Annotated in this window: 24 protein-coding genes and 1 pseudogene; 12 read left to right on the forward strand and 13 right to left on the reverse strand. The window is 73.9% G+C overall.

Annotated elements, in window-relative coordinates; genetic code table 11:
- The first annotated feature begins 39 nt into the window (after positions 1 to 39).
- Complete coding sequence (locus LE181_RS21740) at positions 40 to 243, forward strand: hypothetical protein (RefSeq protein WP_225663047.1); 204 nt, start codon at positions 40 to 42, stop codon at positions 241 to 243.
- A gap of 59 nt (positions 244 to 302) precedes the next feature.
- On the opposite strand, the gene LE181_RS21745 is transcribed toward LE181_RS21740, so the two are convergent.
- The 4 genes from LE181_RS21745 to LE181_RS21765 form a co-directional block, all read right to left on the reverse strand.
- Positions 303 to 1,514: a bifunctional RNase H/acid phosphatase gene (locus tag LE181_RS21745; RefSeq protein WP_225663055.1), complete on the reverse strand. Its 1,212-nt coding sequence runs from the start codon at positions 1,512 to 1,514 to the stop codon at positions 303 to 305.
- A 5-nt stretch (positions 1,515 to 1,519) separates the two neighbouring features.
- Positions 1,520 to 2,263 carry a zinc ribbon domain-containing protein gene (locus LE181_RS32495; RefSeq protein WP_308103185.1) on the reverse strand — a complete coding sequence of 248 codons (744 nt, stop codon included), beginning with the start codon at positions 2,261 to 2,263 and terminating at the stop codon, positions 1,520 to 1,522.
- A 13-nt stretch (positions 2,264 to 2,276) separates the two neighbouring features.
- On the reverse strand, positions 2,277 to 3,116 hold the full coding sequence (locus LE181_RS21760) for a Nif3-like dinuclear metal center hexameric protein (RefSeq protein ID WP_225663073.1): 840 nt from the start codon (positions 3,114 to 3,116) through the stop codon (positions 2,277 to 2,279).
- Between the two features lie 68 nt (positions 3,117 to 3,184).
- Positions 3,185 to 4,219: an ABC transporter substrate-binding protein gene (locus tag LE181_RS21765; RefSeq protein WP_225663075.1), complete on the reverse strand. Its 1,035-nt coding sequence runs from the start codon at positions 4,217 to 4,219 to the stop codon at positions 3,185 to 3,187.
- 254 nt (positions 4,220 to 4,473) lie between these two features.
- Here LE181_RS21765 and LE181_RS21770 point away from each other — a divergent pair, with 254 nt between their 5' ends.
- Positions 4,474 to 5,706: a hypothetical protein gene (locus LE181_RS21770; protein ID WP_372458447.1), complete on the forward strand. Its 1,233-nt coding sequence runs from the start codon at positions 4,474 to 4,476 to the stop codon at positions 5,704 to 5,706.
- Between the two features lie 177 nt (positions 5,707 to 5,883).
- Positions 5,884 to 6,048 (forward strand): hypothetical protein, encoded by a 165-nt coding sequence (locus LE181_RS21775; RefSeq protein ID WP_225663084.1) that lies wholly within the window; start codon positions 5,884 to 5,886, stop codon positions 6,046 to 6,048.
- Positions 6,049 to 6,148: 100 nt separating this feature from the next.
- On the opposite strand, the gene LE181_RS21780 is transcribed toward LE181_RS21775, so the two are convergent.
- The 3 genes from LE181_RS21780 to LE181_RS21790 all read right to left on the reverse strand — a co-directional run bounded on the left by LE181_RS21780 (position 6,149) and on the right by LE181_RS21790 (position 9,198).
- Entirely contained in the window at positions 6,149 to 7,087 is a 939-nt protein-coding gene (locus LE181_RS21780) for a 3-oxoacyl-ACP reductase (RefSeq protein ID WP_225663092.1), read from the reverse strand.
- Between the two features lie 52 nt (positions 7,088 to 7,139).
- Positions 7,140 to 8,216 carry a Zn-dependent alcohol dehydrogenase gene (locus LE181_RS21785; RefSeq protein ID WP_225663094.1) on the reverse strand — a complete coding sequence of 359 codons (1,077 nt, stop codon included), beginning with the start codon at positions 8,214 to 8,216 and terminating at the stop codon, positions 7,140 to 7,142.
- Between the two features lie 97 nt (positions 8,217 to 8,313).
- On the reverse strand, positions 8,314 to 9,198 hold the full coding sequence (locus LE181_RS21790; RefSeq protein WP_225663102.1) for a MaoC family dehydratase: 885 nt from the start codon (positions 9,196 to 9,198) through the stop codon (positions 8,314 to 8,316).
- Positions 9,199 to 9,365: 167 nt separating this feature from the next.
- Here LE181_RS21790 and LE181_RS21795 point away from each other — a divergent pair, with 167 nt between their 5' ends.
- From LE181_RS21795 to LE181_RS21820, 6 genes are all read left to right on the forward strand, one after another.
- Positions 9,366 to 10,565 (forward strand): sensor histidine kinase, encoded by a 1,200-nt coding sequence (locus LE181_RS21795; protein ID WP_225663109.1) that lies wholly within the window; start codon positions 9,366 to 9,368, stop codon positions 10,563 to 10,565.
- Between the two features lie 8 nt (positions 10,566 to 10,573).
- On the forward strand, positions 10,574 to 11,179 hold the full coding sequence (locus LE181_RS21800) for a response regulator transcription factor (RefSeq protein WP_225663198.1): 606 nt from the start codon (positions 10,574 to 10,576) through the stop codon (positions 11,177 to 11,179).
- 132 nt (positions 11,180 to 11,311) lie between these two features.
- Positions 11,312 to 11,956 (forward strand): class I SAM-dependent methyltransferase, encoded by a 645-nt coding sequence (locus LE181_RS21805; protein WP_225663116.1) that lies wholly within the window; start codon positions 11,312 to 11,314, stop codon positions 11,954 to 11,956.
- 23 nt (positions 11,957 to 11,979) lie between these two features.
- Positions 11,980 to 12,942 (forward strand): N-acetylmuramoyl-L-alanine amidase, encoded by a 963-nt coding sequence (locus LE181_RS21810; RefSeq protein ID WP_225663123.1) that lies wholly within the window; start codon positions 11,980 to 11,982, stop codon positions 12,940 to 12,942.
- Positions 12,943 to 13,126: 184 nt separating this feature from the next.
- A complete protein-coding gene (locus LE181_RS21815; RefSeq protein WP_225663132.1) occupies positions 13,127 to 13,993 on the forward strand; it encodes a DUF5336 domain-containing protein in 867 nt (288 codons plus the stop codon).
- A gap of 135 nt (positions 13,994 to 14,128) precedes the next feature.
- Positions 14,129 to 15,139: an LLM class F420-dependent oxidoreductase gene (locus LE181_RS21820; RefSeq protein ID WP_225663142.1), complete on the forward strand. Its 1,011-nt coding sequence runs from the start codon at positions 14,129 to 14,131 to the stop codon at positions 15,137 to 15,139.
- Between the two features lie 7 nt (positions 15,140 to 15,146).
- On the opposite strand, the gene LE181_RS21825 is transcribed toward LE181_RS21820, so the two are convergent.
- Positions 15,147 to 16,571: a M1 family metallopeptidase gene (locus LE181_RS21825; protein ID WP_225663149.1), complete on the reverse strand. Its 1,425-nt coding sequence runs from the start codon at positions 16,569 to 16,571 to the stop codon at positions 15,147 to 15,149.
- A complete protein-coding gene (locus tag LE181_RS21830; protein ID WP_225663151.1) occupies positions 16,571 to 17,362 on the reverse strand; it encodes a maleylpyruvate isomerase family mycothiol-dependent enzyme in 792 nt (263 codons plus the stop codon). The genes LE181_RS21825 and LE181_RS21830 overlap by 1 nt, the downstream gene beginning before the upstream one ends.
- 346 nt (positions 17,363 to 17,708) lie before the next feature.
- On the opposite strand from LE181_RS21830, the gene LE181_RS21835 reads away from it, so the two are divergent.
- The gene (locus LE181_RS21835; protein WP_225663153.1) at positions 17,709 to 18,656 is read left to right on the forward strand and encodes a hypothetical protein; all 948 of its coding nucleotides are present in this window, start codon (positions 17,709 to 17,711) and stop codon (positions 18,654 to 18,656) included.
- 63 nt (positions 18,657 to 18,719) lie between these two features.
- On the opposite strand, the gene LE181_RS21840 is transcribed toward LE181_RS21835, so the two are convergent.
- From LE181_RS21840 to LE181_RS21850, 3 genes are all read right to left on the reverse strand, one after another.
- A complete protein-coding gene (locus LE181_RS21840; RefSeq protein ID WP_225663155.1) occupies positions 18,720 to 19,829 on the reverse strand; it encodes a prenyltransferase/squalene oxidase repeat-containing protein in 1,110 nt (369 codons plus the stop codon).
- On the reverse strand, positions 19,826 to 20,563 hold the full coding sequence (locus tag LE181_RS21845) for a class I SAM-dependent methyltransferase (protein WP_225663157.1): 738 nt from the start codon (positions 20,561 to 20,563) through the stop codon (positions 19,826 to 19,828). Before LE181_RS21845 ends, LE181_RS21840 begins: the two co-directional genes overlap by 4 nt.
- A gap of 81 nt (positions 20,564 to 20,644) precedes the next feature.
- Positions 20,645 to 22,081, reverse strand: coding sequence for a glycosyltransferase family 4 protein (locus tag LE181_RS21850; RefSeq protein WP_225663159.1), 1,437 nt, complete (start codon positions 22,079 to 22,081; stop codon positions 20,645 to 20,647).
- Between the two features lie 226 nt (positions 22,082 to 22,307).
- On the opposite strand from LE181_RS21850, the gene LE181_RS21855 reads away from it, so the two are divergent.
- Positions 22,308 to 22,949 carry a TetR family transcriptional regulator gene (locus tag LE181_RS21855; RefSeq protein ID WP_225663161.1) on the forward strand — a complete coding sequence of 214 codons (642 nt, stop codon included), beginning with the start codon at positions 22,308 to 22,310 and terminating at the stop codon, positions 22,947 to 22,949.
- Positions 22,950 to 23,411: 462 nt separating this feature from the next.
- Positions 23,412 to 23,648, forward strand: a pseudogene (locus LE181_RS32760) (LuxR C-terminal-related transcriptional regulator); the annotation flags it as partial.
- Here the strand turns inward: LE181_RS32760 and LE181_RS32765 are convergent.
- Positions 23,574 to 25,511 carry an ABC transporter ATP-binding protein gene (locus tag LE181_RS32765; RefSeq protein ID WP_225663162.1) on the reverse strand — a complete coding sequence of 646 codons (1,938 nt, stop codon included), beginning with the start codon at positions 25,509 to 25,511 and terminating at the stop codon, positions 23,574 to 23,576. The pseudogene LE181_RS32760 and the gene LE181_RS32765 sit on opposite strands and share 75 nt — an antisense overlap.
- Positions 25,512 to 25,518 lie beyond the last annotated feature (7 nt).

Here is a 25,518-nt window from a genome sequence, read left to right on the forward strand (position 1 = left end):
GTTGACGAAGCACGCTCGCGAGTCGCACATCTGCTCCGGATGGCCAATACGACCGATGACCGGGTCAGGGCACAGATCATCGAGTACGCCGACACGACCCCGGAACCGCCCGTCATAAGTCCCCGGATGGGGATCGTCACCACCGGCTGTTCGCGCTGCCTGCGGACGGCGTGGCAGCAGTACGACTCCGAGGGCCCGCTGTGGGTCTGCGGCACGTGCGGGCACGTGGAGCCCGTCCCGTAGGCGCGCCGGCCCGACGACGAGGGGCCCCCGTTGCTTCCGCAACGGGGGCCCTTCCGTACCTACCGCAGGTGCGACGTGTCGTTCAGCAGCCGCAGCGAGGCGTTGCCGTCCGCGTAGTAGGCGACGGCCGACAGCGAGGCTGCTGAGAGCTCCATGCGGAACAGTGACTCGGGCGGCGCGCCGAGGGCCAGGCGTACGAGCGTCTTGACGGGCGTCACGTGCGTCACGAGCAGCACCGTGCGGCCGGCGTAGCGGGCGAGGAGCTTGTCCCGGGCCACGGCGACGCGGCGGGCGACCGTCGCGAAGCTCTCGCCGCCGCCGGTGGGGGCGGCTTTGGAGGAGGCGAGCCAGGCGTCGAGGTCCTCGGGGAATCGCTCGCGGACCTCGGCGAAGGTCAGGCCCTCCCAGCTGCCGAAGTCGGCCTCGCGCAGGCCGTCCTCGACGCGGACGTCGAGGCCGAGCCGGGTGGCGATGGCCTCGGCGGTCTCCCGGCAGCGGCGCATGGGCGAGGTGACGACGGCCTGGATGGTGCCGCGGGCGGCCAGGGCGGCCGCGGCCGCCTCGGCCTGGCGGCGGCCGGGGGCCGACAGCTCGGGGTCCGTGCCGCCGCTGCCGGAGAAGCGCTTCTGCGGGGTGAGGGCGGTCTCGCCGTGGCGCAGCAGGACGAACGTGGTGGGCGCGCCGAGGTCGGCGGGGGCCGCCCAGCCGACGGGTGCGGCCTTGGGCTCGGCGAGCGGCTCGGCGGCGGGCACCTCAAGGGCGGCCGCGACGCCGGTCGCGGACCCGCCCCCGGCACCCGAACCCGCGGAGGCCGCGACGGCGAGGCCGGCGGAGGAGCGTCCGGGCTCCCACTGGCGGCCGGCCTTGCCGGCGTCCATGGCCTCGTTGGCCAGGCGGTCGGCGTGCTTGTTCTTCTCGCGCGGGATCCACTCGTAGGCGACCTGCCCCGCGGGGAAGAGCGTCCTCGCCCGGGCGGCGAGCGGCTTCATGTCCGGGTGCTTGATCTTCCAGCGGCCGGACATCTGCTCGACGACGAGCTTGGAGTCCATGCGGACCTGGATCTCGGCGTCCGGGTCGATCGCCCCGGCGGCTTCGAGGCCGGCAATGAGGCCCTTGTACTCGGCGACGTTGTTGGTCGCCGTGCCGATGTACTCGGCGGCCTCGGCCAGCACCTCGCCGCTGGCGGCGTCGAGGACGACCGCGCCGTAGCCGGCGGGGCCCGGGTTGCCCCGGGAACCGCCGTCCGCCTCGACGATGAAGCGAGGGGCCACGGGGCTTATAGGCCGGACTCGGAGGTGCGGACCAGGATGCGGCTGCAGTTCCCGCAGCGGACGACCTGGTCCGGCGAGGCGGCGCGGATCTCGTTGATCTCGGTGATGTCCAGCTCCAGGCGGCAGCCCTCGCAGCGGCGCTGGTTCAGGCGCGCGGCGCCGATGCCGCCCTGCTTCTCCCGCAGCCGGTCGTAGAGCTTGATCAGGTCGGCCGGGATGGAGGCGGCGACGACCTCGCGCTCCTTGGTGACGGTGGCGACCTCGTCGTCGATGACGACGGTGGCGGCGTCCCGGCGGGAGAGGGCGTCGTTGACCTTGGCCTGGACGGACTCGACGCGGCCGGTCAGCTCCTTCACGCGCTCCTGGGCGGCCTCGCGGCGCTCCATGACCTCCAGGACGACGTCCTCCAGGTCGCCCTGGCGCTTGGCGAGGGAGGCGACCTCGTGCTGGAGGTTCTCCAGGTCCTTGGGGGACATGCCGGCACCGGAGTCCAGGCGCTGCTGGTCGCGGGCGGCGCGCTGACGGACCTGGTCGACGTCCTGCTCGGCCTTGGTCTGCTCGCGGGCGCAGTCGCTCTCCTCGGTCTGCGCGGCGACGAGGAGGTCGCGGTGCTGGGAGAGGTCGCCTTCGAGGGTGACGATCTCGGCGTGCTCCGGGAGGCTCTTGCGCTTGTGGGCGAGCTGGGTGAGGCGGACGTCCAGGGCCTGGAGGTCGAGGAGGCGGATCTGGTCGGCGGGCGCGGCGTTTATTTGGGGGCTCCTGTTAGTGGTTGTGAGCGGACGATGCCGCGTGGGCGGTCCAGGGGTCGGTGACCGTACGGGAGACGTGGGTGCGCAGGCCCCAGCCGTGCCGGTCGGAAATCTCGTCGAGCTGGGCCGCGGCCTGCTCGGTCCAGGGCCACTCGGTGGCCCAGTGCGCGGCGTCGACCAGCGCGAGGGGGCTGTGCTGCTGGGCCTCGGAGGCGGGGTGGTGACGCAGGTCGGCGGTGACGTAGGCGTCGACGCCGGTGGCCCGTACCTCGTCGAAGAGGGAGTCGCCGGAGCCGCCGCAGACGGCGACGGTGCGGATCGTGCGCGCGGGGTCGCCGGCGACGCGGATGCCCTGCGCGGTGGCGGGCAGGCGCTTGGCGGCGCGGTCGGCGAAGTCGGCGAGGCTCATCGGCGGGTCGAGCTCGCAGATGCGGCCGAGGCCGCGGCGGCCGGCGGGGTCGGTCGCGTCGGGCACGAGGGGGCCGGTGACGCGCAGGTCGAGGGCGCCGGCGAGGGCGTCGGAGACGCCGGGGTCGGCGCGGTCGGCGTTGGTGTGCGCGACGTGCAGGGCGATGTCGTTCTTGATGAGGGTGTGCACGGCGCGGCCCTTGAAGGTGCCGGCCGAGACCGTCGTCGTTCCGCGGAGGTAGAGCGGATGGTGGGTGACGAGCAGGTCGGCGCCGAGCCGCACGGCCTCGTCGACGACCTCCTGGACGGGGTCGACGGCGAAGAGGACCCGGGTGACGGCGGCGTCGGGGTCGCCGCAGACCGTACCGACGGCGTCCCACTGCTCGGCCCGCTCCGGGGGCCACAGGGCGTCGAGGGCGGCGATGACTTCAGACAGTACGGGCACGGGGAAAGGCTACCTGTCCCCGTGCCCGTACTTCACTGACGCGTGCTGCCGGCCGCTCGCGAGCCCCGCTACTTGACCAGGAAACCGCGCAGGTCGTCGAGGACGCTGTTCGCCGCGGTGACGCCGAGGCCCAGGTACCAGGTCTCGTCGGGGACGTTCTTGGCCCGGCCCTCCTTGACGGCGGTCAGGGTCTTCCACAGGGGGTTGTCCTCGGCGGCGTCGCGCTTGGTCTTCTCCGGGTCGCCGTAGACGCCGGTGAAGATCCAGTCGGCGTCGGCCCGGTCGATGTTCTCCGGGCTGATCTCCTCGGCGAGCTTGTCCACCTGCTGGTTCTTCGGCCGGGGCAGGCCGGCGTCCTTGAGGATGGTGCCGATGAAGGACTGCTGCGCGTACAGGCGGGTGAACTGCGGCATGTAGCGGAGCATGGTGATCGTCGGCTTCTTCTCGCCGAGGTCCTCGCCCAGCTTCTTCGCCTTGGCCTCGTACGCGGCGAGCTGCTTCTTTGCGTCGGCCGTCCGGTCGAGCGCGGCGGCGCTGAGGAGGTAGTTCTCCTTCCAGGTGAAGCCGGGGCGGACGGAGAAGACGGTGGGGGCGATCCTGGAGAGGTCCTTGTAGGTCTTCTCCGCGCGCAGCTTGCTGCCGAGGATCAGGTCGGGCTTGAGCTCGTTGATCGCTTCGAGGTTGAGGTTGCTGATGGTGCCGACGCTCTTGGGCTCGCCGATGTCCTTCTTCAGGTACTCCGGGATGTCCTTGCTGCCCTCGCTGGAGGCCCAGCCGACGGGCTTGATGCCGAGGGAGACGACGTTGTCGAGCTCGCCGACGTCGAGGACGACGACGCGCCGGGGCTTCTCCTTGATCTCGGTCCTGCCGAGGGCGTGGGTGACGGTGCGCGGGAACTGCCCGGGCTGGGCGTCGGTGCCCATTTTGGCGGTCTGCTCGGCGGCCTTGCCGAAGTCCTTGCCGCCCTGCGCGACGCTCTTGGAGCCCGCGCCGCCGTCCTTGCCCGCCTTGTCCTCGCCGTCTGACGAGCCGCACGCGGTGAGCACGAGCACGGCGGCTGCGGACAGGGCGACGGCGGCGGTGCCGCGGCGGCGCAGGGACATGGGGGGCTCCTGACGGGGGTGGGGGCAGCGGGCGGCGGGCGGCGGGTGGGGGACCGGTCAAGAGGGCCAGGTCAGCCACGTCCGAGGACCGCTTAGGTTCGCCTTACCTTAATAGCCGGGGTCAGCACAGCACACACACCCCCCATTCCTCAGCCGAACGAAACAAGACACACCCTTACGCGTGAAGCGCCGGGGGTGGCGAGGTGCGGTGGCGAGCGCGATAACTACGTTCTGTGCCGGAGGTGACGTTTCTCATGACGGTCTGTGCTCCTCACAGCGCCCAGGGCACCGCTCAAACCACCCCGCGGAGTGCTTCTCCGGCGGACATGCGGCGCTCGGCGTTCACCGTCACGGTGGACGGGTCGTACGCGGCGTGGCTGGCTCTCGGCCAGGGCACCGACGGCTGGTTCCCCGAGCGCTGGACCCTCGACGGCCCGGAGCCCTACGCGGTGTCGCTGCCCGGCAGCCAGCCCGAGGAGCCCGACAGCGAGGTGCTGCCGCTGACCGACGGCCGGGTGCTGATCCGGCGCCGGGTGGCCGAGCGGTTCGCGCTCTCGCTGCTCTACCCCGCCGGGCCGGGCACGGGCGAGCTGCCGCTGGGCGCGATCGAGTGCCCGCGGCTGTCCCTGCTGCCGCCCGCGCCCGACGGCTCGTCCGCCTACGCCCTCGTGCACGGCGAGCAGCAGACCACCCTCTGGCGCGTCCACGGCGGCACGACCGGCCCCGAGCTCCTGGCGACGGTGCCCGGGCTGTGCGAGGGCGGCGCCTGGCTGGACCGTTCGGGGCGGCTCCTCGCGCTGGACCGGGAGCTGGACGGGCTGACGAAGGCCGTCGTCGTCGACCTGGGGCGGGGCGGCGAGACGAGCCCGCTGCTGCAGATCGCGGAGAAGAGCAACGACCGCCTGCTGCTGGCCGAGCCGGACAGCGGGCTGCTGATCGTCCGGTCCGACGCGCCCGGCGTCGACCGGGTCGGCTGGGGCGTGCTCGGCTCCGCCCGCCCGGTGCGCTTCCCCGAGTGCCTGCTGCTGGCCGACACGACGCTCACCCCCTTCGCCGCCCAGCCGGGACAGGGGCTGACGCCCGAGGCGAGCTCGGTGGCCTTCCGCATCGACGCGGCGCCGCCCGGCCCGGCCGTCCCCGGCGCCACGACCAGCTGGGTGGGGGTGTGGCGGCCGGCGAAGAAGCAGCTGCAGCAGTTCCAGGGCCCGGCCGGCTGGCTGGCCGGGGCCGGGCTGTGGACGGCCGGCGGGGAGCTCAAACTGCCGTTCGTCACGGCGACGGTGCCGTGCGGACTGGCGCGGCTGCGGATCTCGCAGGACGGGGACGTCCTGGTGCCGGGCGCGGGCGCGGCGGCCGCGACGTCCAGCACCTCGCGGCCGGCCCCCGACGACGCCGGCACCGATGCGGACGCGGACGACGAGCCCGCCTCGGTGCCGGCTCCCCGGCCCGTTCCGCTGCAGCAGGCGCCCTGCGCCCGTACGCCGTAACGGACGGACACGCCTTCGGCACGGGTGGCTCGATGATCAAGGTCCCGTTAGACTCGGGCGGGGGCCGCACAGCTGTCCGGCCGGGCACCCGGGGTGCCTGCGGCGCGGTACGCCACTGCTGTGGCCCCGACGCGCACGCGCAGAGCACGCATCCCCATCCGACGGAGTGACTTCCCCATGCCCGATGCCCGAACCGACACGACCGAGGCGCGCCACGCAGAGGCGTCCGCCCAGGCCGCAGCCGCCGGCTCCGGCAGGCACCGCGGTCCGGCCTCGCCGGACGAATCCCCCGCTGCCCCGGCCCCCGCACCCGGCAAGCACCGCCGCCCGCAGGCGAACTGACCCGGAGTCCGCCGACTCCTCCTCCTGCCCGACCTTCCCGTGACCGGGGCCGTGCCCTGCGGCGCAGCGCCGCTCACGGGAAGGGGCGGGACGGGCCCGGCTATCCCCGCTGACCCCGCCTCAGCCGCAGCACCTCCGGCGCCGCGAAGCCCTCGCCCTCCGCACGTTCCGCGTAATAAGGGGTCAGGGTCGCGTCCAGCTCCTCCGCCGCGAAGCGCTCGCCCTTCGCCTCGAACAGCGCGCCCACCCGTGGCCTCTCCATCACGGCCACCAGCCCGCCGTGCACGACGAAGACCTGCCCGGTGATCCGCCCCGCGGCCCGTGACGCCAGGTACGCCACCAGCGGCGAGACGTGCCCGGGCGCGAGCGGGTCGGTGCCGCCCCCGGCCACCGCGGCGCCGAAGACGTCCTCCGTCATCCTCGTCCGCGCCCGCGGGCAGATCGCGTTCGCCGTCACGCCGTACTTGCCCAGCGCCGCGGCCGTCGACGTCGTCAGCCCCACGATGCCGCCCTTGGCCGCCGCGTAGTTCGGCTGTCCGGCCGAGCCGGCCAGGAACGCCTCCGACGAGGTGTTGACGATCCGTCCGTGGACGGGTGCGCCGCCCGCGGCCTTCGAACGGTCCCGCCAGTGCGCGGCGGCGAAACGCGTGGTGTTGAAGTGGCCCTTCAGGTGCACGCGGACGACCGCGTCCCACTCGTCCTCGGTCATGGAGAAGACCATGCGGTCGCGCAGGATGCCGGCGTTGTTGACGAGGACGTCCAGCGCCCCGTAGGTGTCGACGGCCAACTGGACGAGTTCGCGGGCCTGTTCGAAGTCGGACACGTCGCCGCAGTGGGCCGTGGCCCGTCCGCCCGCCGCCCGGATCTCCGCGGCGACCTCCTCGGCGGGGGCCGCGGACGTCTCGCCGGAGCCGTCGCGGCCGGGGCGGCCGTAGTCGTTGACGACGACGTTCGCGCCGAGGCGGGCGAGTTCGAGGGCCTCGGCGCGGCCGAGGCCGCGGCCGGCGCCGGTGACGACGGCGGTGGCACCGTTCAGCATGGCCGGTGGTCCCCTCTCCGGTCGGGTGTCGCAGCGGTCCCGGGCAGCGGTCTCACATCGTGATCCAGGTGCGCAGCGCCTCGCCCGTGCGCATCTGCTCGACGGCGTCGTTGATGCGGGCGAGCGGCACGCGGTGGGTGATCAGACCTTCGAGGTCGATGCGGCCGGCCCGCCAGAGGGCGATGGCACGCTCGTAGGAACGCAGGACGTCGCCGCCGCCGTACAGCGACGGCAGGATCCTCTTCTCGTCGAAGAACAGCTCGAACATGTTGAGCTGGAGGTGGTCGTCCAGCGCCCCCGCCCCGACGACGCACAGCGTGCCGCCGCGCCGGGTGGCCTCGTAGGCGGTGCGGGCGGTGGCGGACTTGCCGACGACCTCGAAGACGTAGTCGAAGCCCTCGTTGCCGGTGAGGCGGGCCTTGGTCCCGGGGAGCCCCTCGGGGGCGACGGCCTCGGTGGCGCCGAAGCGCAGGGCGGCCTCGCGGCGGCTCTCCACGGGGTCGACGGCGAGGATCTGCGCCGCGCCCGCGACGCGGGCGCCCTGGACGACGGAGATGCCGACGCCGCCGCAGCCGATGACGGCGACCGACGAACCGGCCGTCACCCGCGCAGTGTTCAGGGCGGCGCCGAGTCCCGTGGTGACGCCGCAGCCGAGGAGGGCGGCGATCTCGTAGGGGACGTCGTCGGGGACGGGCACCGCGCATCCGGCGTCGACGACGAGTTCCTCGGCGAACGCACCGGTGCCGGCGAAACCGAAGACGTCGGTGGCGCGGTGCCGGAAGTTGGGGGTGCCGGAGTTCATGAACCCGGCCAGGCACAGCTGGCTCTGCCCGCGCCGGCAGGAGGGGCAGCTGCCGCAGGCGGGCAGCCAGCACACGAGGACGCGGTCGCCGGGCGCGACGTGCGTGACGCCCTCGCCGACCTCGACGACGTCGCCCGCGCCTTCGTGACCGGGAACGAAGGGCGCGGGCTGCGGCAGCACCCCGGACATCGCCGAGAGGTCGGAGTGGCACAGTCCGGCGGCCCGGATGCGCAGTCTGACCTTGCCGGGGCCGAAGCCGACCGCTTCGACGTCGTCGAGCACGTCGAGCAGGTCCTGACCGGTCTTCTGCTGAACGGCGGCACGCATGGGGCTGCTCCCTTCGGTGTCACCTGCGCTGCGCCGGCCGCTTCGGGCGGCCGCGCGGGGGTGGTGTGCCGGATCGGTGCGCCGGGGTGGTGCGGGCTCAGGTGTGCTCGACGACGGTGTCGGTGAGGACGGGCGCGTCCCCGCGCTCCACGGCGGTGGCCGTGACCTGGATGCGGCCGGGGCCGGGGGTGTCGCGCCAGATGCGCACGCGCAGGGTCTCGCCGGGGTAGACGACGCCGGCGAAGCGGGTGGCGTACGAGCGCACGCGGGAGACGTCGCCGCCGAGAGCGGTGTCGACGACGGCCTTGAGGACGATGCCGTACGAGCACAGGCCGTGCAGGATCGGCTTGCCGAAACCGGCGAGCCCCGCGAACTCGGGGTCGGCGTGGAGCGGGTTCCAGTCGCCGGAGAGGCGGTAGAGCAGGGCCTGGTCCTCGCGGACGGGACGGTCGACGGTCAGGTCGGGCTCGGTGGCGGGGGTCTCCAGGCGTTCGCCGGAGCCGCGTTCGCCGCCGAAGCCGCCCTCGCCCTTGACGAAGATCTCGCTGACCGACGTCCACAGCGGGCCGTCGGCGTCGGCGACGTCCGTGCGCAGCACGATGACGGCCGCCTTGCCCTTGTCGTGGACGGCGGCCACGCGCGCGGTCGCGGTGGCGTCGGCGGCGCGGACGGGCAGCGGGCGGTGGAGGGTGACGGACTGTCCGCCGTGCAGCACGGCGGCGAGGTCGACGTCGATGCCGGGCATGGACAGCGTGGCGGCCACGGTCCGGCCGCCGCCGGCGACGGTCGCGAAGGAGGGCAGGACGTGGAGCCGGCTCTCCAGGGTGTAGCGGAGCTCGTCGGGGTCGGTGGCGGGGTGGGGCCTGTCGGGACGGGACCCGGCTCCGATGCCCAGGTGGTAGAGCAGGACGTCCTTGTGGTCCCAGGCGAGGGGGACCGTGGTGGGGGCGGCGGCGGTGGCCTTGGCGGGGTCGATGGGCATGGAGTTCCGTGCTCCCGTCTGACGAGGACCGAGGATTAGAACGCGTTCCACCCGGCGCGGCCTTCCTGTATAGCCGATGGCGCAGGGCGGGGGAAGACAAATGTCATGGGCGGCCGGGGACATCCGCGCCTACGGGGCGTACGGCCGGATTCCGTAGGGTCGGTGGCATGGAAGACACCGTGGTGAAGGGCGGGCGCGGACGGCCCGGCCTGCTGGGAGGGGTGCAGCCGCCGAAGCGGCCGACACCGGCGACGTTCATGCCCTGGCTGTTCATACTCACCGGCGACGTCGTCGACCTCTGCCGGGGCGAGGTCGCGCTGCCGTGGCTCGCCGCCGGCGGCCTCGTGGTCTTCCTCGCGCTCTACGTCACCGCGGTCGTCGTCGGGCTCGACGAGGAGCGTTGCCTGACGCCGCTCCCGCTGGTCCTGCTGGGCGGGCTGACGGCCCTCACGTACGCGATGTCCATCGGGTACGGCGGCGACTGGCTGCTGTTCTTCCCGCTGTTGTCGCTGGTGGCCGGCATCGTGCTGCGCAACCGGGGGCGGTGGCTGTCGGTGGCCATGGGCGGCTACGGCATCACGGTCGGGGTGATCCTGTCCGCGCAGAGCGGCACGGAGAACGTCCTCGCCATCGCCTGGGGCACGTCGCTGTCCGGGCTCGTCGCGTCCGCGATCCTGAACCTCTCCGAGACCGTCGCCCAGCTGAGGGCCACGCGCGAGCAGCTGGCGCACGCCGCGGTGGAGCGCGAGCGCCTGCGCTTCTCCCGCGACCTGCACGACCTGCTGGGCCACACGATGTCGGTCGTCGTGGTCAAGGCGGAGGCGGTGCGCCGCCTGGCGCCCCGCAACCTGGACGCGGCGATGGGCCAGGCCGCAGACATCGAGGCGGTGGGCCGCCAGGCCCTCACCGAGATCCGCGAGGCCGTCACCGGCTACCGCGAGGGGAGCCTGGTCACCGAGCTCGACCGGGCGCGGTCCCTGCTCGACGCCTCCGGCATCACAGCCGACATCCGCCAGTCCGGCCCCCCGCTGCCGCCGCAGACCGCGGCGCTGCTCGGGTGGGTCGTACGGGAGGGCGTCACCAACGTGGTGCGGCACAGCGGGGCGGGCAAGTGCGCCATCGAGGTGCGCGGGGAGCCGGACCGGGTCCATCTGGAGATCAGCGACGACGGGCGCGGCGTAGGGTCGGACGCGGAGACGGCACCGGGCACGGCACCCGGCACGGGCGGCAACGGCCTCAAGGGCCTGACCGAGCGGCTGGCCGCCGCGGGCGGCTCGCTGACGTCCGGGCCGGACGGGCGGCGCGGGTTCCGCCTCGTGGCGGAACTCCCGGTGGACGAGAACGACGAGGAGGAACGGGCCGCGTGAGCAGCGAGCTGACCAGGATTCTGCTGGCCGAGGACCAGGGGATGATGCGCGGGGCGCTCGCACTGCTGCTCGGTCTGGAGGAGGACATGGAGATCGTCGCCCAGGTGGGCAGCGGCGACCAGATCCTTCCGCAGGCCCTGGAGACCCGCCCCGACATCGCCCTGCTCGACATCGAACTCCCCGGCCGCAGCGGCCTGGACGCGGCCGCCGACCTGCGGGTGCGGCTGCCCCAGTGCCGGGTGCTGATCCTCACCACCTTCGGGCGCCCCGGCTACCTGCGGCGCGCCATGGAGGCGGGCGCCTCGGGCTTCCTCGTCAAGGACGGCCCCGTCGAGGACCTCGCGGCCGCCATCCGCCGCGTCCTGGCCGGCGAGCGCGTCATCGACCCGGCCCTGGCGGCGGCCGCGCTCAGCGCGGGCCCGAATCCGCTGACGCAGCGGGAGCGGGACGTGCTGTCGGCGGCGGTGGACGGGGCGACGGTCGTGGACATCGCGGCGAAGGTGCACCTGTCGCCGGCGACGGTGCGGAACTATTTGTCGGCGGCGATCGGGAAGACCGGGACCCGCAACCGGATGGAGGCCGTGCGCGCGGCGCGCCAGAACGGGTGGCTGTAGGGCTGAAAATCAGCCCCTCCGGCGATTGAGGAGCGGGGGTCCGGGGGCGGAGCCCCCGGTTACGGGAAGGGGCGGGGCTGGGGAAAAATGGCCCACGGCCGCAGCCGGACACGCACAGGACGGGGACACCCCATGCCACCCAAGCCCGACGTACTCGCCGCCTTCGAGGCCGCGAAGGGATTCATGCCGGTGGACGAGGGCCTCGCCCTCCACGCGGCGGCCCGCGACGCCGGGCGCCTCGGCCTGCCCCTGCTGGAAGTGGGGACGTACTGCGGCCGTTCGACCATCCTCCTCGCCGACGCCGCCCGCGAAAGCGGCACCGTCGCCGTCACCGTCGACCACCACCGCGGCAGCGAGGAGCAGCAGCCCGGCTGGGAGTACCACGACCCGGAGGTCGTGGACGGGACGCCCGGCGTCGGCCGGATGGACACGCTGCCCACCTTCCGCCGCACCCTCTACCGCGCCGGCCTCGAAGAGCACGTCGTCGCGGTTGTGGGGCGCTCGCCCCAGGTGGCGAAGGTCTGGGGCACGCCGGTGGGGCTGGTGTTCATCGACGGCGGGCACACCGACGAGCACGCCACCGCCGACTACGAGGGCTGGGCGCCGCACCTCGCGCCCGAGGGCCTGCTCGTCATCCACGACGTCTTCCCCGACCCCGCCGACGGCGGCCAGGCCCCGTACCGGGTGTACCGCAGGGCCCTTGCGTCAGGGGCGTTCACCGAGGTCTCTGTGACGCGCTCCCTGCGCGTACTGCGGCGTACCGGTCTCGGAATCTGAGCGGCAGCGCTAGCATCGCCCGCGTGTCCAACGCCAGTGGTTCCCCGATATCCCCGCGATTCCTCGCCGGGGCGACAGCGCTCTTCCTGGCGGCCGCCGGCCTGACGGGCTGTTCGGGCGGCGGGGGAGGTTCCGGGGACGGGGCCGCCGACGACGCCGGACGGCAGCCCGTCGCCGCGTCCTCGTCCGCCGACGGCCGCCCCGCGCCCCGCCCCCAGCCGTCCGAGGCGCCGTCCGGCACGGCCGGGGCCACCAGCGCCGCGCCCTCCCCCTCCGCGCCCGCTCCCGCGGCCGCGGAGGGCGCCGCGGACGGGCCGCTCAAGGGCAAGGTCGTCGTCGTCGATCCGGGCCACAACACGCGCAACGCCCAGCACACCGCCGAGATCAACCGTCAGGTCGACATCGGCACCGGCCACAAGGAGTGCGACACCACCGGCACCGAGACCAACTCCGGTTACTCCGAGGCCGCCTTCACCCTGGACGTGGCGCACCGGCTGCGGACGATCCTGCAGGCGCAGGGCGCCAAGGTCGTGCTGACCCACGACGGGGACCGGCCGTACGGGCCGTGCGTGACCGAGCGCGCCGAGATCGGGAACGCCGCGCACGGCGACGCCGCCGTGTCCCTGCACGCGGACGGCGCCGGCGCCGGCGACCGCGGCTTCCATGTGATCCTGCCCGCCGCCGTGCGCGGCGGACGCGCCGACACCTCGCCCATCGTGGGGCCGTCGAAGGAGCTGGGCGCGCGCATCGCGGGCAACTTCGTGCGCACGACCGGCAGTGCCCCGTCCAATTACATCGGCAAGGGAACGGGGCTCGACACGCGGGGCGATCTCGGGGGTCTCAATCTCTCGACGATTCCGAAGGTCTTCATCGAATGCGGCAATATGCGCAACGCGCAGGACGCGGCCCAGCTCACTGATGCGACATGGCGTGAAAAGGCGGCGCAAGGTATTGCGGACGGCATCAAGGACTTCCTGCGCGGGTAAGTACCAGCAGGCCACGGCCGTGTCACGAGGGTGATACGAAGGAGACGCCCGGAGCTCCCGGGCGATAGGTTCCCCGTACGATGGGTGGCCGCCACCCCCGCGCCCTCGCGCCCCCGGCATCTCGCGTACCGGCGACAGCGACATATCAACGACAGCCCCGACAAGCACTGACAAAGGATTTTAGGTGAACATCCGCTCCCTCACTAGAGGCGACGGCGTGGTGACCGGAGCAGCGGTGTTGCTGTTCATCGCCTCGTTCCTCAGCTTCCGTTCGTACGACTGCGGGTCGGCGATCAACTGCCCCAAGGAGCCGATCGGCTGGAAGCCTGAACTCTTCCCCGTACTGCCGTCGATCTTCCTCGCCGGGATCATCGCCGCCGCCCTGATCGTCGCCGCCCGCTTCCAGCCGGAGGGGCGCAAGCTCGTCGGGCTGGGCCTGGAGCAGTGGGGCATCGCGCTCGCCGTGTTCGCCGCCTGGTCCTCGCTGTGGACGATCTTCGGTGGCCCGGACGTGGACCAGATCTCGCCCGGCGTCGGCCAGATCCTCGCGCTCATCGCGAACCTCGTGCTCGCCGTCGTGGCCGCGCTCACCCCGCGCACCCCGGCCCTCAAGGCCCCGCTGATGGGTGCTCCGCAGCCCGCGGCGGCCCCCTACGGTGCCCCGCAGGGTTACGGCTACCCGGGCCCGGGCGGCATGCAGCCCGGTGCCGGCCCGGCCCCCTACGGTGCGCAGGCCCCGCAGCCCTACGGTGCCCAGCCGCAGCCCGGTCCGGCGCAGGCCCAGCCGCAGGCGGGCGGCGCCCCGGCTCCGCAGCCGGCGGCCGCGGCCCAGCCGGCTCCGGCGGCCGGCGGCGACTTCGCCCCGTTCTGGTTCGCGGTGCCGGTCAACCGCCCGCTGTTCGCCGAGGACGGCTCGCCGAACCAGATCGCCGAGCTCGCGCCCGGCACCTGGTACCTGGCGGTCGAGCAGCGCGGCCAGGCGCTCGTGGCGCAGACGCAGGACGGCCGTCGCGGTCTCCTGCAGGACACCTCGGGCATCCAGCGCGGCTGAGCACACCGCACGGCCTCTTGCGGCGGCCCGCCGGGGACTTCCCCGGCGGGCCGCCGTCTTGTCGCCGCACGGACGGCGGCCCTACCCTCCCCTGAACTGACACTCCGTCAGCACTCGGCGTGCGGGAGGCTCCCCATGCGGCTCGGTCTCGCCCTCGGCTACTGGGGCCGCGGCCCCCGGCCCCACGACCTCGCCCTCGCCCGGGAGGCCGAGCGGCTCGGCTACCACTCCGTGTGGACCGCCGAATCCTGGGGCTCCGACGCCTTCACCCCGCTCACCTGGATCGCCGCGCACACCAGCCGCATCCTGCTCGGCACGGCCGTGGCCCAGATGGCGGCCCGCACGCCCACCGCCACCGCCATGCACGCGCTGACCCTCGACCACCTCTCCGGCGGGCGCGTCCTGCTCGGCCTGGGACTGTCGGGCCCCCAGGTGGTGGAGGGCTGGTACGGGCGCCCGTTCCCGCAGAGCCCGCTGACCGCGACCCGCGAGTACGTCGACGTCGTCCGGCAGGTCCTGCGCCGCGAGGCCCCCGTCGCCCTCGACGGACGCTTCCACCCGCTGCCCTACACCGGGCCCGGCGCCACCGGCCTGGGCAGGCCCCTGCGTTCCATCACCCACCCGCGACGCGCCGGCCTGCCCGTCCTGCTGGGCGCCGAGGGCCCGCGCAACGTCGCCCAGACCGCCCGCATCGCCGACGGCTGGCTGCCGCTGTACTGGTCACCGTCGCGCACGGACCTGCACACCGCCGCCCTCGCCGCCGCCCCCCGCGGCTTCATGGTCGCTCCCCTGGCCCGGGCACGGCTGTGCGCCGACGTCACGGAGGGGCTGCGCCCCGTCAAGACGATGCTGGCCTTCTACATCGGCGGCATGGGTCACGCCGCCCGCAACTTCCACGCCGACCTGATGGGGCGCATGGGCTACGAGGAGGAGGCCCGGCGCGTGCAGCGGCTGTTCCTGGCCGGGCGGCGGGACGAGGCCGTGGCCGCCGTGCCCGACGCCTTCGCCGACGAGATCTCCCTCGTCGGCCCCCGCGAGCGCATCGCCGAGCGGCTGGAACTCTGGCGCGCGGGCCCGGTCACCGACCTGCTCGTCACCGCACCGGACCCCGGCACCCTGCGCCTGCTCGCCGAGCTCAACGCCTGACGGCGGCTCACCGCCGGGCGGGCCTGCCCTTCCCGCGGAGCCAGACGTCGAAGACCTCCCCGACGTCACCCCGGCCCTCGCAGAAGTCCACGAAACCCTCCGTGCTGACGTTCTGATGGCGGTACTGCGCCACCCAGTCGCGTACGAGGCGGAAGAACTCGCGGTCCCCGAGCTTCTCCCGCAGCTTGTGCAGCACCATGGCCCCGCGCCCGTAGACCGGCAGGCCGGACACCGTCTCAGCCGTCGGCTCGGCCGGCGGGAAGTCCCAGATCGTCTCGCCGTCCGCGCCCCTGCTCTCCGGGTCCCTGCCGTCGTAGTAGTCGTCGAAGATCTGCCGGACCGGACGTCCGCCGCTCTTCTCCTCCCACATCCACTCGGCGTACTGCGCGAAGCCCTCGCTCAGCCACATGTCCGACCACCGGTCCGGCGTGAGCGCGTTGCCGAACCACTGGTGGGCCAGCTCGTGCACCACGAGCCTGTCGCCGGGCGCGGCGTGGAAGTACGGCTTGGGCTGCGTCTCCAGCTCGTAGCCGACACGCGGGTTGCGGTCGATGACCGCGCCCGTGGACGAGAAGGGGTACGGCCCGAACAGGCCGCTCTCCCAGTCGAGGATCCCCGGCAGGACCTTCGCCACCCTGTCCGCCGCCTCCGTCTCCCCGGGGTGCGCGGCGATGTACACCGGCAGGCCCTTGGCCGTCCGGGACGTCGTCACCCGGAACCGGCCCACGGCGACGCTGGCCAGATGGCTCGCCATCGGTTCGCCGGTGTGCCAGGTGAAGGTGGTGCGCCGGGCGCCCTCCGGGCCCTTGTCCTCCGTGCGCTTCAGCTCGCCGTTGGCCACGGCCGTCAGGCCGGCCGGCACGGTCACCGCGATGTCGTACGTGGCCTTGTCGGACGGGTGGTGGTTGCCCGGGAACCAGGCCATCGAGCCCGCCGGCTCCCCCAGCGCCACGGCCCCGTCCTCCGTGCGGACCCAGCCCTCCGTGGAGCCGTCCGCGTCCTCGACGGCCTGCGGCTTCCCGTCGTAGACGATGGTCGTCTCGAACGTGCGGTTCTTGGCGACCGGCTCGTTCAGCTCGACCGTCAGCTCGCTGCCCCTGCGGGAGGTGCGGACCGGCTCGCCGTCGACGCGGGCGCTGCGCACGGTCAGGCCCTTGAGGTCGAGGTTGAAGGCGCTGAGGTGCTGCTCGGCCCGGGCGGTGATGACGGCGGTGGCGGAGAGGCGGTTGTCCGCGGGCTCGTAGTCGAGGGTGAGGCCGTAGTGGCGGACGTCGTACCCGTCGTTGCCGAGGCGGGGGAAGAGCGGGTCGTGGGCGCCCGCCGCCCCGGGGCGGGCGGCCGGCTCCGAGCCGCCGCCGCACGCCGTGACGAGCATCAGCAGGGCGGCGGGCAGCAGGGCGCGGCGCGACGGCCCCGGGTGGCGGGATCTCATCAGAAGGCGGCCCGCTCCAGCCAGAAGTCGAGCACCTCGCGGTCGCCCAGCACCTCGACGCCGGGGGCGTCCACGGGCGTGCGCCGGTAGAACACGCGCAGCAGCTCGGTCATGGGGGCGCGCACGACGACGGCCGCCTTCTCGTGGGCCCGGCGCCAGGTGACGGACGGGCCGGTGGCGTCGATGAACCACTCGGCGTTCAGGCCGGGGTCGGTGTCCGTGGCGTGCAGGTGCAGGGTGCGGCCCGGGCCGGGCAGCTCCCCGTACACCGGCCGGAAGGCCACGGCCTGCGGGGAGGTGATGATCTGCAGCCACTCGTCGAGGCAGTCCGCGGCGACGACCGGGTCGACGGTGTACTCGGCGCCGGAGGCCAGGCAGGCGTCCATGCGGTGGACGACCGTCTCGTGCGTCATGCGGCGGGCCCAGAAGCCGGCCTTCTGGTCGCCGCCGAAGGTCCACACCCGGGCGTCCGGCCCCGCCTCGCGCAGGGCCTGCGCGACCTGCTCCGCGCCTTCGGCCAGCCAGGCGTCGAGGGCGGCCACGTCGAGCTCGCCGGCCTCCGGCGCCTCGCCGGCGACGGAGGTCGGGATCGTGAACTCCTGGATCCTGTCGCGGACGATCGCCGCGGCTCCGCGGTGGGCGCTGGAGACGTGCAGGACGAGCTGGGCGAGGCTCCAGTCGGGGCAGGTGGGAACAGTGGTGCCGGGGTCCGCACCGCGCAGGGCCGCACGGAACGCGTCGGTCTGGGTGAGGATCTCGTCGCAGTAACGCTCATGGGACAGCAGGCTCATGACGCCACCTTAGGTGCTCGCCCGTCCGGACGGCCGCGGGGTTTTCCCCGGCCGGGCCGGCCCTGTTGGGGAACAACGTCTTCCGGTTCTCGGCCAGGAAGGCGAACCAACCCCCGGCGGGAATCAGCCCCCTGCCGGCCGCCCACGCACGGGCCCGGCCGCCCGTCCGGGCACCCGCACCCCGGGAACGCGCGCGGGGGCGGCCCGCCTCCCGGGAAAACGGTCCGGTTGGCGCCGAAACCGATGGGAAACAAGCCTTCCCATCGCGGCCCGGGATGATCTGTCCCCGCATGATCAACGCCTGGCACGCTCCCGTCGTATGACGATTGCTTACGTTTTTGGCGGAATGCACAACGAGGGGTCGGCCGCCGGCCCCATGTACGAGCGGCACTCCGCTGCCCGGGCGGTGTACCGGCAGGTCGAGGAGTGGACCGGGTACGACGCGGACCAGCTGCTGGGCCGCAGCGCACCGCCCCCGGGTGCGCCCTCGCGCCGGGTGAAGGCGCTGCAGCAGGCCGCGCAGGCGCTCGCCGTGCACGACGTGCTGGCCGGGCACGGGGTGCGGCCCTCGGTGACGGGCGGGATCAGCCTGGGGGCGCAGGTCGCCGCGTGCATCGCGGGGGCCGTCAGTCGCGAGGCCCTGTTCACGCTGTTCGCACGGTCGTGGGACGAGCCGCAGGAGCACCGGGGACGGACGGCCGGGAGAGCACAGGGCGTCGCCTTCGTGGGGCTGCCGGTGGCGGAGGACCCGGACGGGGACGCCTACGCGCCGGAACGGGTGGGCGGCTCCTACCGGGGGGTCGACCTCGGGCCCGTGGGGGACGGCACGATGCGGTGCGTGATGTTCTCCGGGTACCTGGACCAGCTGGAGCGGCTCGCGGACGCGCTGCCGCCCGGACACCGGGTCGCCAAGATCTCGCCGGAGCTGCCCGCGACGCATTCGCCGATCCAGCAGCGCATCGGCGAGGCGATGGCGGCCGAGATCGCGGGCATGGACTTCCTGGACCCGCAGATTCCGGTCTGCTCCTGCCTGGAGCCCCGCACGCTCACCACGGCCGGGGACGTGCGGGACCTCTTCCTGCGGATCACCACGACGGGCGTGAGCGTGCCGAAGCTGCTCGACGGGCTGCGGCGGCACGAGCCCGCACTGGCCGTCGTGCTGGGCCCCTCCCAGTTCAACCGGTACCTGCGCTCGGTGGTGCCGGTGGCGCACGTCGAGCGGCCCGGGCAGGTGGACGCGGCACTGGAGGCGGTGGGTGCCGCCGGTGCGTTGCTCGCACCGCAGGCCGTGTGAGGCGCCCGGCGCTTCCCGCTCCCGCGCCACGACCGGCACCGCCCGGACCGTACCGCGGCGGGGTCAGGCCCGGGCCGGTCCGCCGCAGGTGCAGTCCGGCTCCAGGCCGGCCGGCAGGAGGTCGCCGCCGAAGACCGTCGCCGTGGCGTCGTGGCCGCCCAGCGCGGCCACGGCCAGCAGGAGCGAACCCGCCGTCCAGGTGGTGAGCTCCTCCGGCCACACCGCCTCGTCCTCGAAGACGTAGCCGGTCCAGTACAGGCCGTTCTCCGCGCGCAGGTGCTGGATCCACTGGAGGATCTCCACGGCCCGGTCGGACTCGCCCATCGCCCACAGGGCGAGGGCGAGTTCACAGCTCTCGCCGCCCGTCACCCAGGGGTTGGGCACCACGCAGCGCACGCCGAGGCCGGGTACCACGAAGTCGTCCCAGCGCGCCTCGATGCGCTCCTTCGCGGCCGCACCGGTCACGGCGCCGCCGAGCACGGGGTAGTACCAGTCCATGGAGTAGCGGTCCTTGTCCAGGAACCGCTCGGGGTGGTGACGTATCGCGTGCCCCAGCAGCCCCACCGCCAGCTCCCAGTCGGGCTGCGGCTCCTCGCGGTGCTCGGCAATGGCCAGGGCGCAGCGCAGGGCCTGGTGGATGGAGGAACAGCCGGTGAGCAGGGCGTCGGTGACGTCCCGGCCGCCGTCCTCCTCCGCCTCCCGCTTCCAGCCGATCTGGCCGCCGGGCTGCTGGAGGCGCAGGACGAACTCGACGGCGGCGAAGACGGTCGGCCACATGCGGTCGAGGAAGGCGTCGTCGCCGGTGGAGAGGTAGTGGTGCCAGACGCCGACGGCCACGTAGGCGACGAAGTTGGTCTCGCGGGAGCGGTCGGTGGGGGCGTCCGCGGCGCCGTCGGCGTAAGCCGCGTACCAGGATCCGTCGGGGTTCTGGTGGTCGGCGAGCCAGCGGTAGGCGGCCTCGGCGCGGGTGTGCTCGCCGGCCGCGTCCAGGGCCATGGCGGCCTCGACGTGGTCCCACGGGTCGAGGTGGTGCCCGCGGAACCACGGTATGGCGCCGTCGGGCCGCTGCACCGCGGCGATGCCGGCGACGGTGCGGGCGGCCTGGTCGGCGGTGAGCACCCCGGGCAGGACGAGGCGCTCGGTGCTGCTGGGGCCCTGGCCGAAAGGGGTCATTCGGCGGCCGCCGCGGTGGGCAGGTGCGGCTTGGTCGCGTACGCGACGAAGCTCTTGCCGATGACGGGGTTGAGGAGCTGCTCGGCGACGCGCGTGGCCTTGGGCTTCTTCATGATGTCCCAGACCAGCAGCTTGTGGTACGCGCGGACGGGCAGCGCCTTGTCGTTGCCCACGCCGAAGGCGCACTTGAGCCACCAGTAGGGGCTGTGCAGGCCGTGGGCGTGGTGGGTGCCGTAGGGCTTCAGGCCGGCCTCGCGCATCTTGGCGAGCAGTTCGTCGGCCTTGTAGATGCGGATGTGGCCGCCCTCGACCTCGTGGTACTCGTCGCTGAGCGCCCAGCAGACCTTCTCCGGCCCGTAGCGCGGCACCGTGACGGCTATCCGGCCGCCGGGCTTGAGGACGCGCACCATCTCGGCGAGCACGCCCTTGTCGTCCGGGATGTGCTCCATGACCTCGGAGATGATGACGACGTCGAAGCTGGCGTCGGGGAAGGGCAGCGCGAGCGCGTCGCCCTCCATGGCGGTGGCGGTCGCGCCCGCGGGGGCCTCGCCGGCCTCCTTCATGGCGGCGAACCACTTGGCGACCTCGCGGATCTCCTCGGCGTTGCGGTCGAGGGCGACGACCCGGGCGCCGCGCCGGTAGCACTCGAAGGCGTGCCGGCCCGCGCCGCATCCCAGGTCGAGGACGCGGTCGCCGGCGGCGAGCGGGAAGCGGGAGAAATCGACGGTCAGCACGTCTTTGCTTTCGTGTCGGAGGAGGGACTACAGGTCGTTCGGCACCGCCGGACAGGGGCTCTTCCCCCGCCGCGACCGGGCTCAGCCACTGCGGCGCGGGCCGGCGGCGCCGAACCGGTCCGGGTCCGGCCTGCGCGACCGGCCCGCGGTCCCTGCGGCCCGCGCGATCGCCCGGCGGTAGTGCTCGGCCGTGCCGATCGCCGCCTGACGCCACGTGAACTTGGCCAGTACCCGCTCACGGCCCGCCGCGCCGAGCCGCCGGCGCAGTTCCTCGTCGCCGAGCAGCCGGGACAGGGCGGCGGCCAGGGCGTCCGGGTCGCCGGGCGGCACGGCCAGGCAGCTCTCGCCGTCGGGGCCGGCGACCTCGGGGATGGCGCCGCCGGTCGTGGCCACCAGCGGCGTGCCCGTGGCCATGGCCTCGGCGGCCGGCAGGGAGAAGCCCTCGTACAGGGAGGGGACGCAGGCGACCTGGGCGGAGCGGACCAGGTCGACGAGCTCGCGGTCGGTGATGCCCTTGACGAACTCGACGGCGCCGCCGAGCCCGTGCCGCTCGATGGCGGCGGCCACGGGCCCGTTCTCGGCGCGCTTGCCCACGACGACGAGGTGGGCGCCGGGGTGCTCCCGGCGCAGCCGGGCGAGCGCCTCCACGAGGTGGACGAGCCCCTTGAGGGGGACGTCGGCGCTGGAGGTGGTGACGATCCGGCCGGGCGTCTCGGGGACGGCGGGGTCGGGCGAGAACAGCTCGGTGTCGGCGCCGATGTGGACGACGTGGACCTTGCGGGGGTCGACGCCGAGGTGGTCGACGATCTCCTGCCGGGAGGAGCCGGAGACGGTCAGCACGGACGGCAGCCGCCGGGCGACGCGCTTCTGCATCCGCGTGAAGCCGTACCAGCGGCGCACGGAGGCGCGGCGCTTCCAGTCCGCCGCGGCGTCCAGCTCCAGCTGCCGGTCGACGGTGATGGGGTGGTGGACGGTGGTGACCAGGGGGGCGCCGAGGACGCCGGGGCCGCCGAGGAGCCCGTAGCCGAGGGTCTGGTTGTCGTGGACGACGTCGAACGCGCCGCGGCGGGAGGCGAGGTGGCGGCGGGCGCGCAGCGAGAAGGTCAGCGGCTCGGGGAAGCCGCCGGTCCACATCGTGCCGACCTCCAGGGCGTCGATCCAGTCGCGGTACTCCTCGCGCGCGGGAGTGCGGAAGGGGTCGGGCTGGCGGTAGAGGTCGAGGCTGGGCAGCTCGGTGAGGGCCAGGCGGCCGGGCGCGGGGCCGTCGGCGCCGTCCGGCGCCCCGGCCTCGTCGAGCACGGGGTAGGGCTGGGAGCCGATGACCTCGACGGAGTGGCCGAGGCGGGCGAGTTCACGCGAGAGGTGGCGCACATAGACGCCCTGACCGCCGCAGAAAGGATTTCCCTTGTAGGTGAGCAGCGCGATGCGCAGTGGTCCTTCGCCGTCCCCGCCGCCGCTCCGCTCCCGGAGGCTGCTGCGGTTTCGCGTGAGCGATGCCTCCGTGGCCTCAGCGGTCACTCCGGCCTCCTTCTCGCTGGCTGTTCCGCCGGAGCGTAACGGGTCGCGCTAATCTAGAACAAGTTTCAGACTGGGTCGTCCAGAGGCTTGAATCTACCGGCATGTCAGAGGGCCGAAAGAGCGGCGCCGGGTGATTCGCGCCACGGCCCGACCCCTGCCATGCTGTGCCGTCCGGGCCGCACAGGCACCGCTGGACTAAGCGCCACGGAATGGGACATACAGACATATGACGACGGACTCCGGGTCGGCCATGACTTCTGTCGAGCCCATGCCCCCCGCCGCCCCCATGACAGCACGTCAGGAAGCCCGGCGCCGCAGCATCCTGCGGGCCACCGCCCGGCTGGCCGGCCGCGGGGGCTTCGACGCCGTGCAGATGCGGGCGGTCGCCGAGTCGTCGGGCGTCGCGCTCGGCACGCTCTACCGCTACTTCCCCTCCAAGGTCCACCTGCTGGTCGCCGTCATGCAGGACCAGCTGGAGGACCTGCACGAGACGCTGCGCAAGCGCCCGCCGACCGACGAGGACCCCGCGGCGCGGGTCGCCCGGACGCTGATGCGGGCGTTCCGCGCGATGCAGCGCGAGCCGCACCTGGCCGACGCCATGGTGCGTGCCCTCACCTTCGCGGACCGCTCGGTGAGCGCGGAGGTCGAGACGGTCTCGCGGCTCACCACGGCGATCATCCTGGACGCCATGGGCCCGGCGGGCAGCCGGCCCACCCCCCGGCAGCTCTCGGCCGTCCGCGTCATCGAGCACACCTGGCACTCCGCGCTCATCACCTGGCTGTCGGGCCGGGCGTCGATCGCCCAGGTCGGCACCGACATCGAGACGGCCTGCCGGCTGATCGACCCGGCGGGCGCCGTACGGCGGTAGGAATGACTCAGCAGGCGCAGGGCATCCGTAGTTGAGGCGTGCATGACCTCCCGACCGCGTCCTTGCGCCCCCCGTGGACGGGGTAACCGCCCCCGTAACAGTGGGCCACGCCGGTATGTATTTATCGACGTGCCCGAGGCGGTTCGCTACACGGAGCGGGGAGAGACGTAAGTGACCCGAGTTCTTCTGATACACGACACCTATCTGCTGCGCATGGCCCTGGCGGTACTCATCGGCAGAGAACCGGACCTGGAGGTGTCCTCGTCCTCCTGGCCCGGGGCCGTCTCCACCTCGCGGGCACTGCGTCCCGACGTGTACGTGGTGGACATGGACAGCGCCCACGCGGCAGGGGAATGCGGTATCGGCGAGCTGGGGAACCGATGTCGCAACGGGGGCGAACCGGGGGCACTGCTCGCCCTGGCGACCGCGGGGCGGCCGGGGCCACTGCGCCGGGCCTACGAGATGGGGGCCTTGGGGTACTTGAGCAAAAACGCTTCGCCCGACCGGCTGGTGGAGGGCATACGGCATGTGGCGAAGGGCGAGCGCTACATCGACGAATCGCTCGGCTTCGGCTTCCTGCAGGCGGCCGAGATCCCGCTGACGCGGCGGGAGTTAAGCGTGCTGTCACTCGCGGCCGAGGGGGCCTCCGTCGGGGAGATCGCACGCAGCCTGCACCTGTCCAACGGCACGGTGCGCAACTACATGGCGGCGATCACCCGCAAGACCGGGGCCAGGAACCGCGTCGACGCGATCCGCATCTCGCGCGGCGCCGGCTGGCTGTGACGCCGACGCGCCCAGCAGGTCGCGGTAGAGCGCCGAGCGGGCCGGCAGCTCGCGGGGCGTCCCGACGAGGGTGGCGGGCCCGTCCATGACGAGGACGCGGTCCGCGCGGCGGGCCGAGCCCGCGCGGTGCGCGACGACCACCAGCGTGCCGCCGGGCCGCGCCGCGAAGGCGCGCTCGGCGCGCGCTTCGGCGGCCGGGTCGAGGTGGCACGTGGCCTCGTCCAGCAACGCCACGGGGGCCGTCGACACGTACGCGCGCACGAGCGCGACCAGCTGCCGCTCCCCCGCCGACAACGCGCCCGGCACCACGGGCGCGTCGAGCCCGGCCCTGCTCACGAGCGGGCCGGCGCCGATCGCCTCGACGGCGGCCATGACCTCCTGGTCGGGGACGGGATCGTCGCGCAGGTAGCGGAAGTTGTCGCCGAGGGTGCCGGAGAAGACGTACGCCTCCTGCGGGATGAGCACCCGCCCCCGCCGCGCCCCCCGCTCCCCGGCCGGCACGCCGCCCACCCGCACCACACCGCACACCGGCTCCAGCAGCCCCGCCACCAGCCCGGCCACCGTCGACTTACCGACCCCACTGGGCCCGACGACGGCCAGATGCTCCCCGACCGGCACGACGAGCCCGAGGCCCCGTACGACGGGCTCGGCGTGCGGACCGTACGCGAAGGTGACGTCGTGCAGCTCGACGGCGGGTGGGGGTGCGGCCCCGGGCGGCCGGGGGCCGGGCGGGGTGGTGGCCCGGCCCGGCGGGGCCGTCGCGGGCGGCGCGGCGGCGTGTGGCAAGCCCGCCGCACGCGGCGGCTCCGCACCGGCCGGAGGGGCCGCGGTGGGTGGTGTTGTGGTGAGGTGGCGCGTCACCACCAGCAGTCGGGTGCCGCTCGTGCCCAGGCCGTGGACGAGGTTCTGCAGCGCCGGGAGCAGGGACTGGGTGAGGTAGGTCAGGGCACCCACCAGCGCACCCGCCGACACACCGTGGTCCAGCAGCCACGGCGCGGCCACCAGCAGCGGGATCACCGGCAGGCGGCCCGCGACCGCCAGCGCCCCCACGCGGGCCACCGACCAGCGCGCCAGCGCGTTGGCCGCCCGCAGCTCCGCGTCGACCAGGGCGCCCGTCTCCTTGCGCACGTACTCCTCGGCGCCGCCCGCCGTCACGTCCCGCACGCCTGCGCAGACCTCGCCCAGCGATGCGGCCACCGCCTCGTCGGCCGCCAGGAACGCCTCCTGCCGACGCGCCATGGGCCGCAGGGTCGCCAGGAACAGCACCAGCCCCAGGACCAGCGGCGGTACAACCACCGCCAGCAGCACCGGGGCCAGCACGAACAGCCCCGCCAGCGCCCCCGCGGCGGTGAAGACGAACGAGCGGGCCACCATCACCAGGCCCGCGAAGGCGTCGCGGGCGATCTCCACCTGGTGCGTCAGCCGCGACACGGCCCCGCCGTCGTCCCCGTCCCGCAAGGCCCGTTCCACCACGCGCCGCACGAGGCCGTCCCGGAACGGTTCCACGAGCGCGGCGACGCCGCCGTACGTCCGTCCGGTGCCGTACGCGCCCACGACCACGGCCACGGCGGCGACGGCCAGCCAGCCGAGGCCGGTGCCCGGCCGGCCCGCGAGGAACCCCGCGTCCAGCGCCCGGGCCAGGGCGTAGCCGGTGGCGAACGTCTGCACCGCCTCGACGGCGGACCACGCGGCGAGCCCGGCGAGCACGCGTCGGCGGCGCAGCAGGAAGCCCAGGCCGTCACCCCACCGGCCCGGCGGCGGCTTCGGCAGATTCGGCACCGCTCGG

Source organism: Streptomyces sichuanensis, assembly GCF_020328095.1.
Lineage (GTDB): Bacteria > Actinomycetota > Actinomycetes > Streptomycetales > Streptomycetaceae > Streptomyces > Streptomyces cinnamoneus.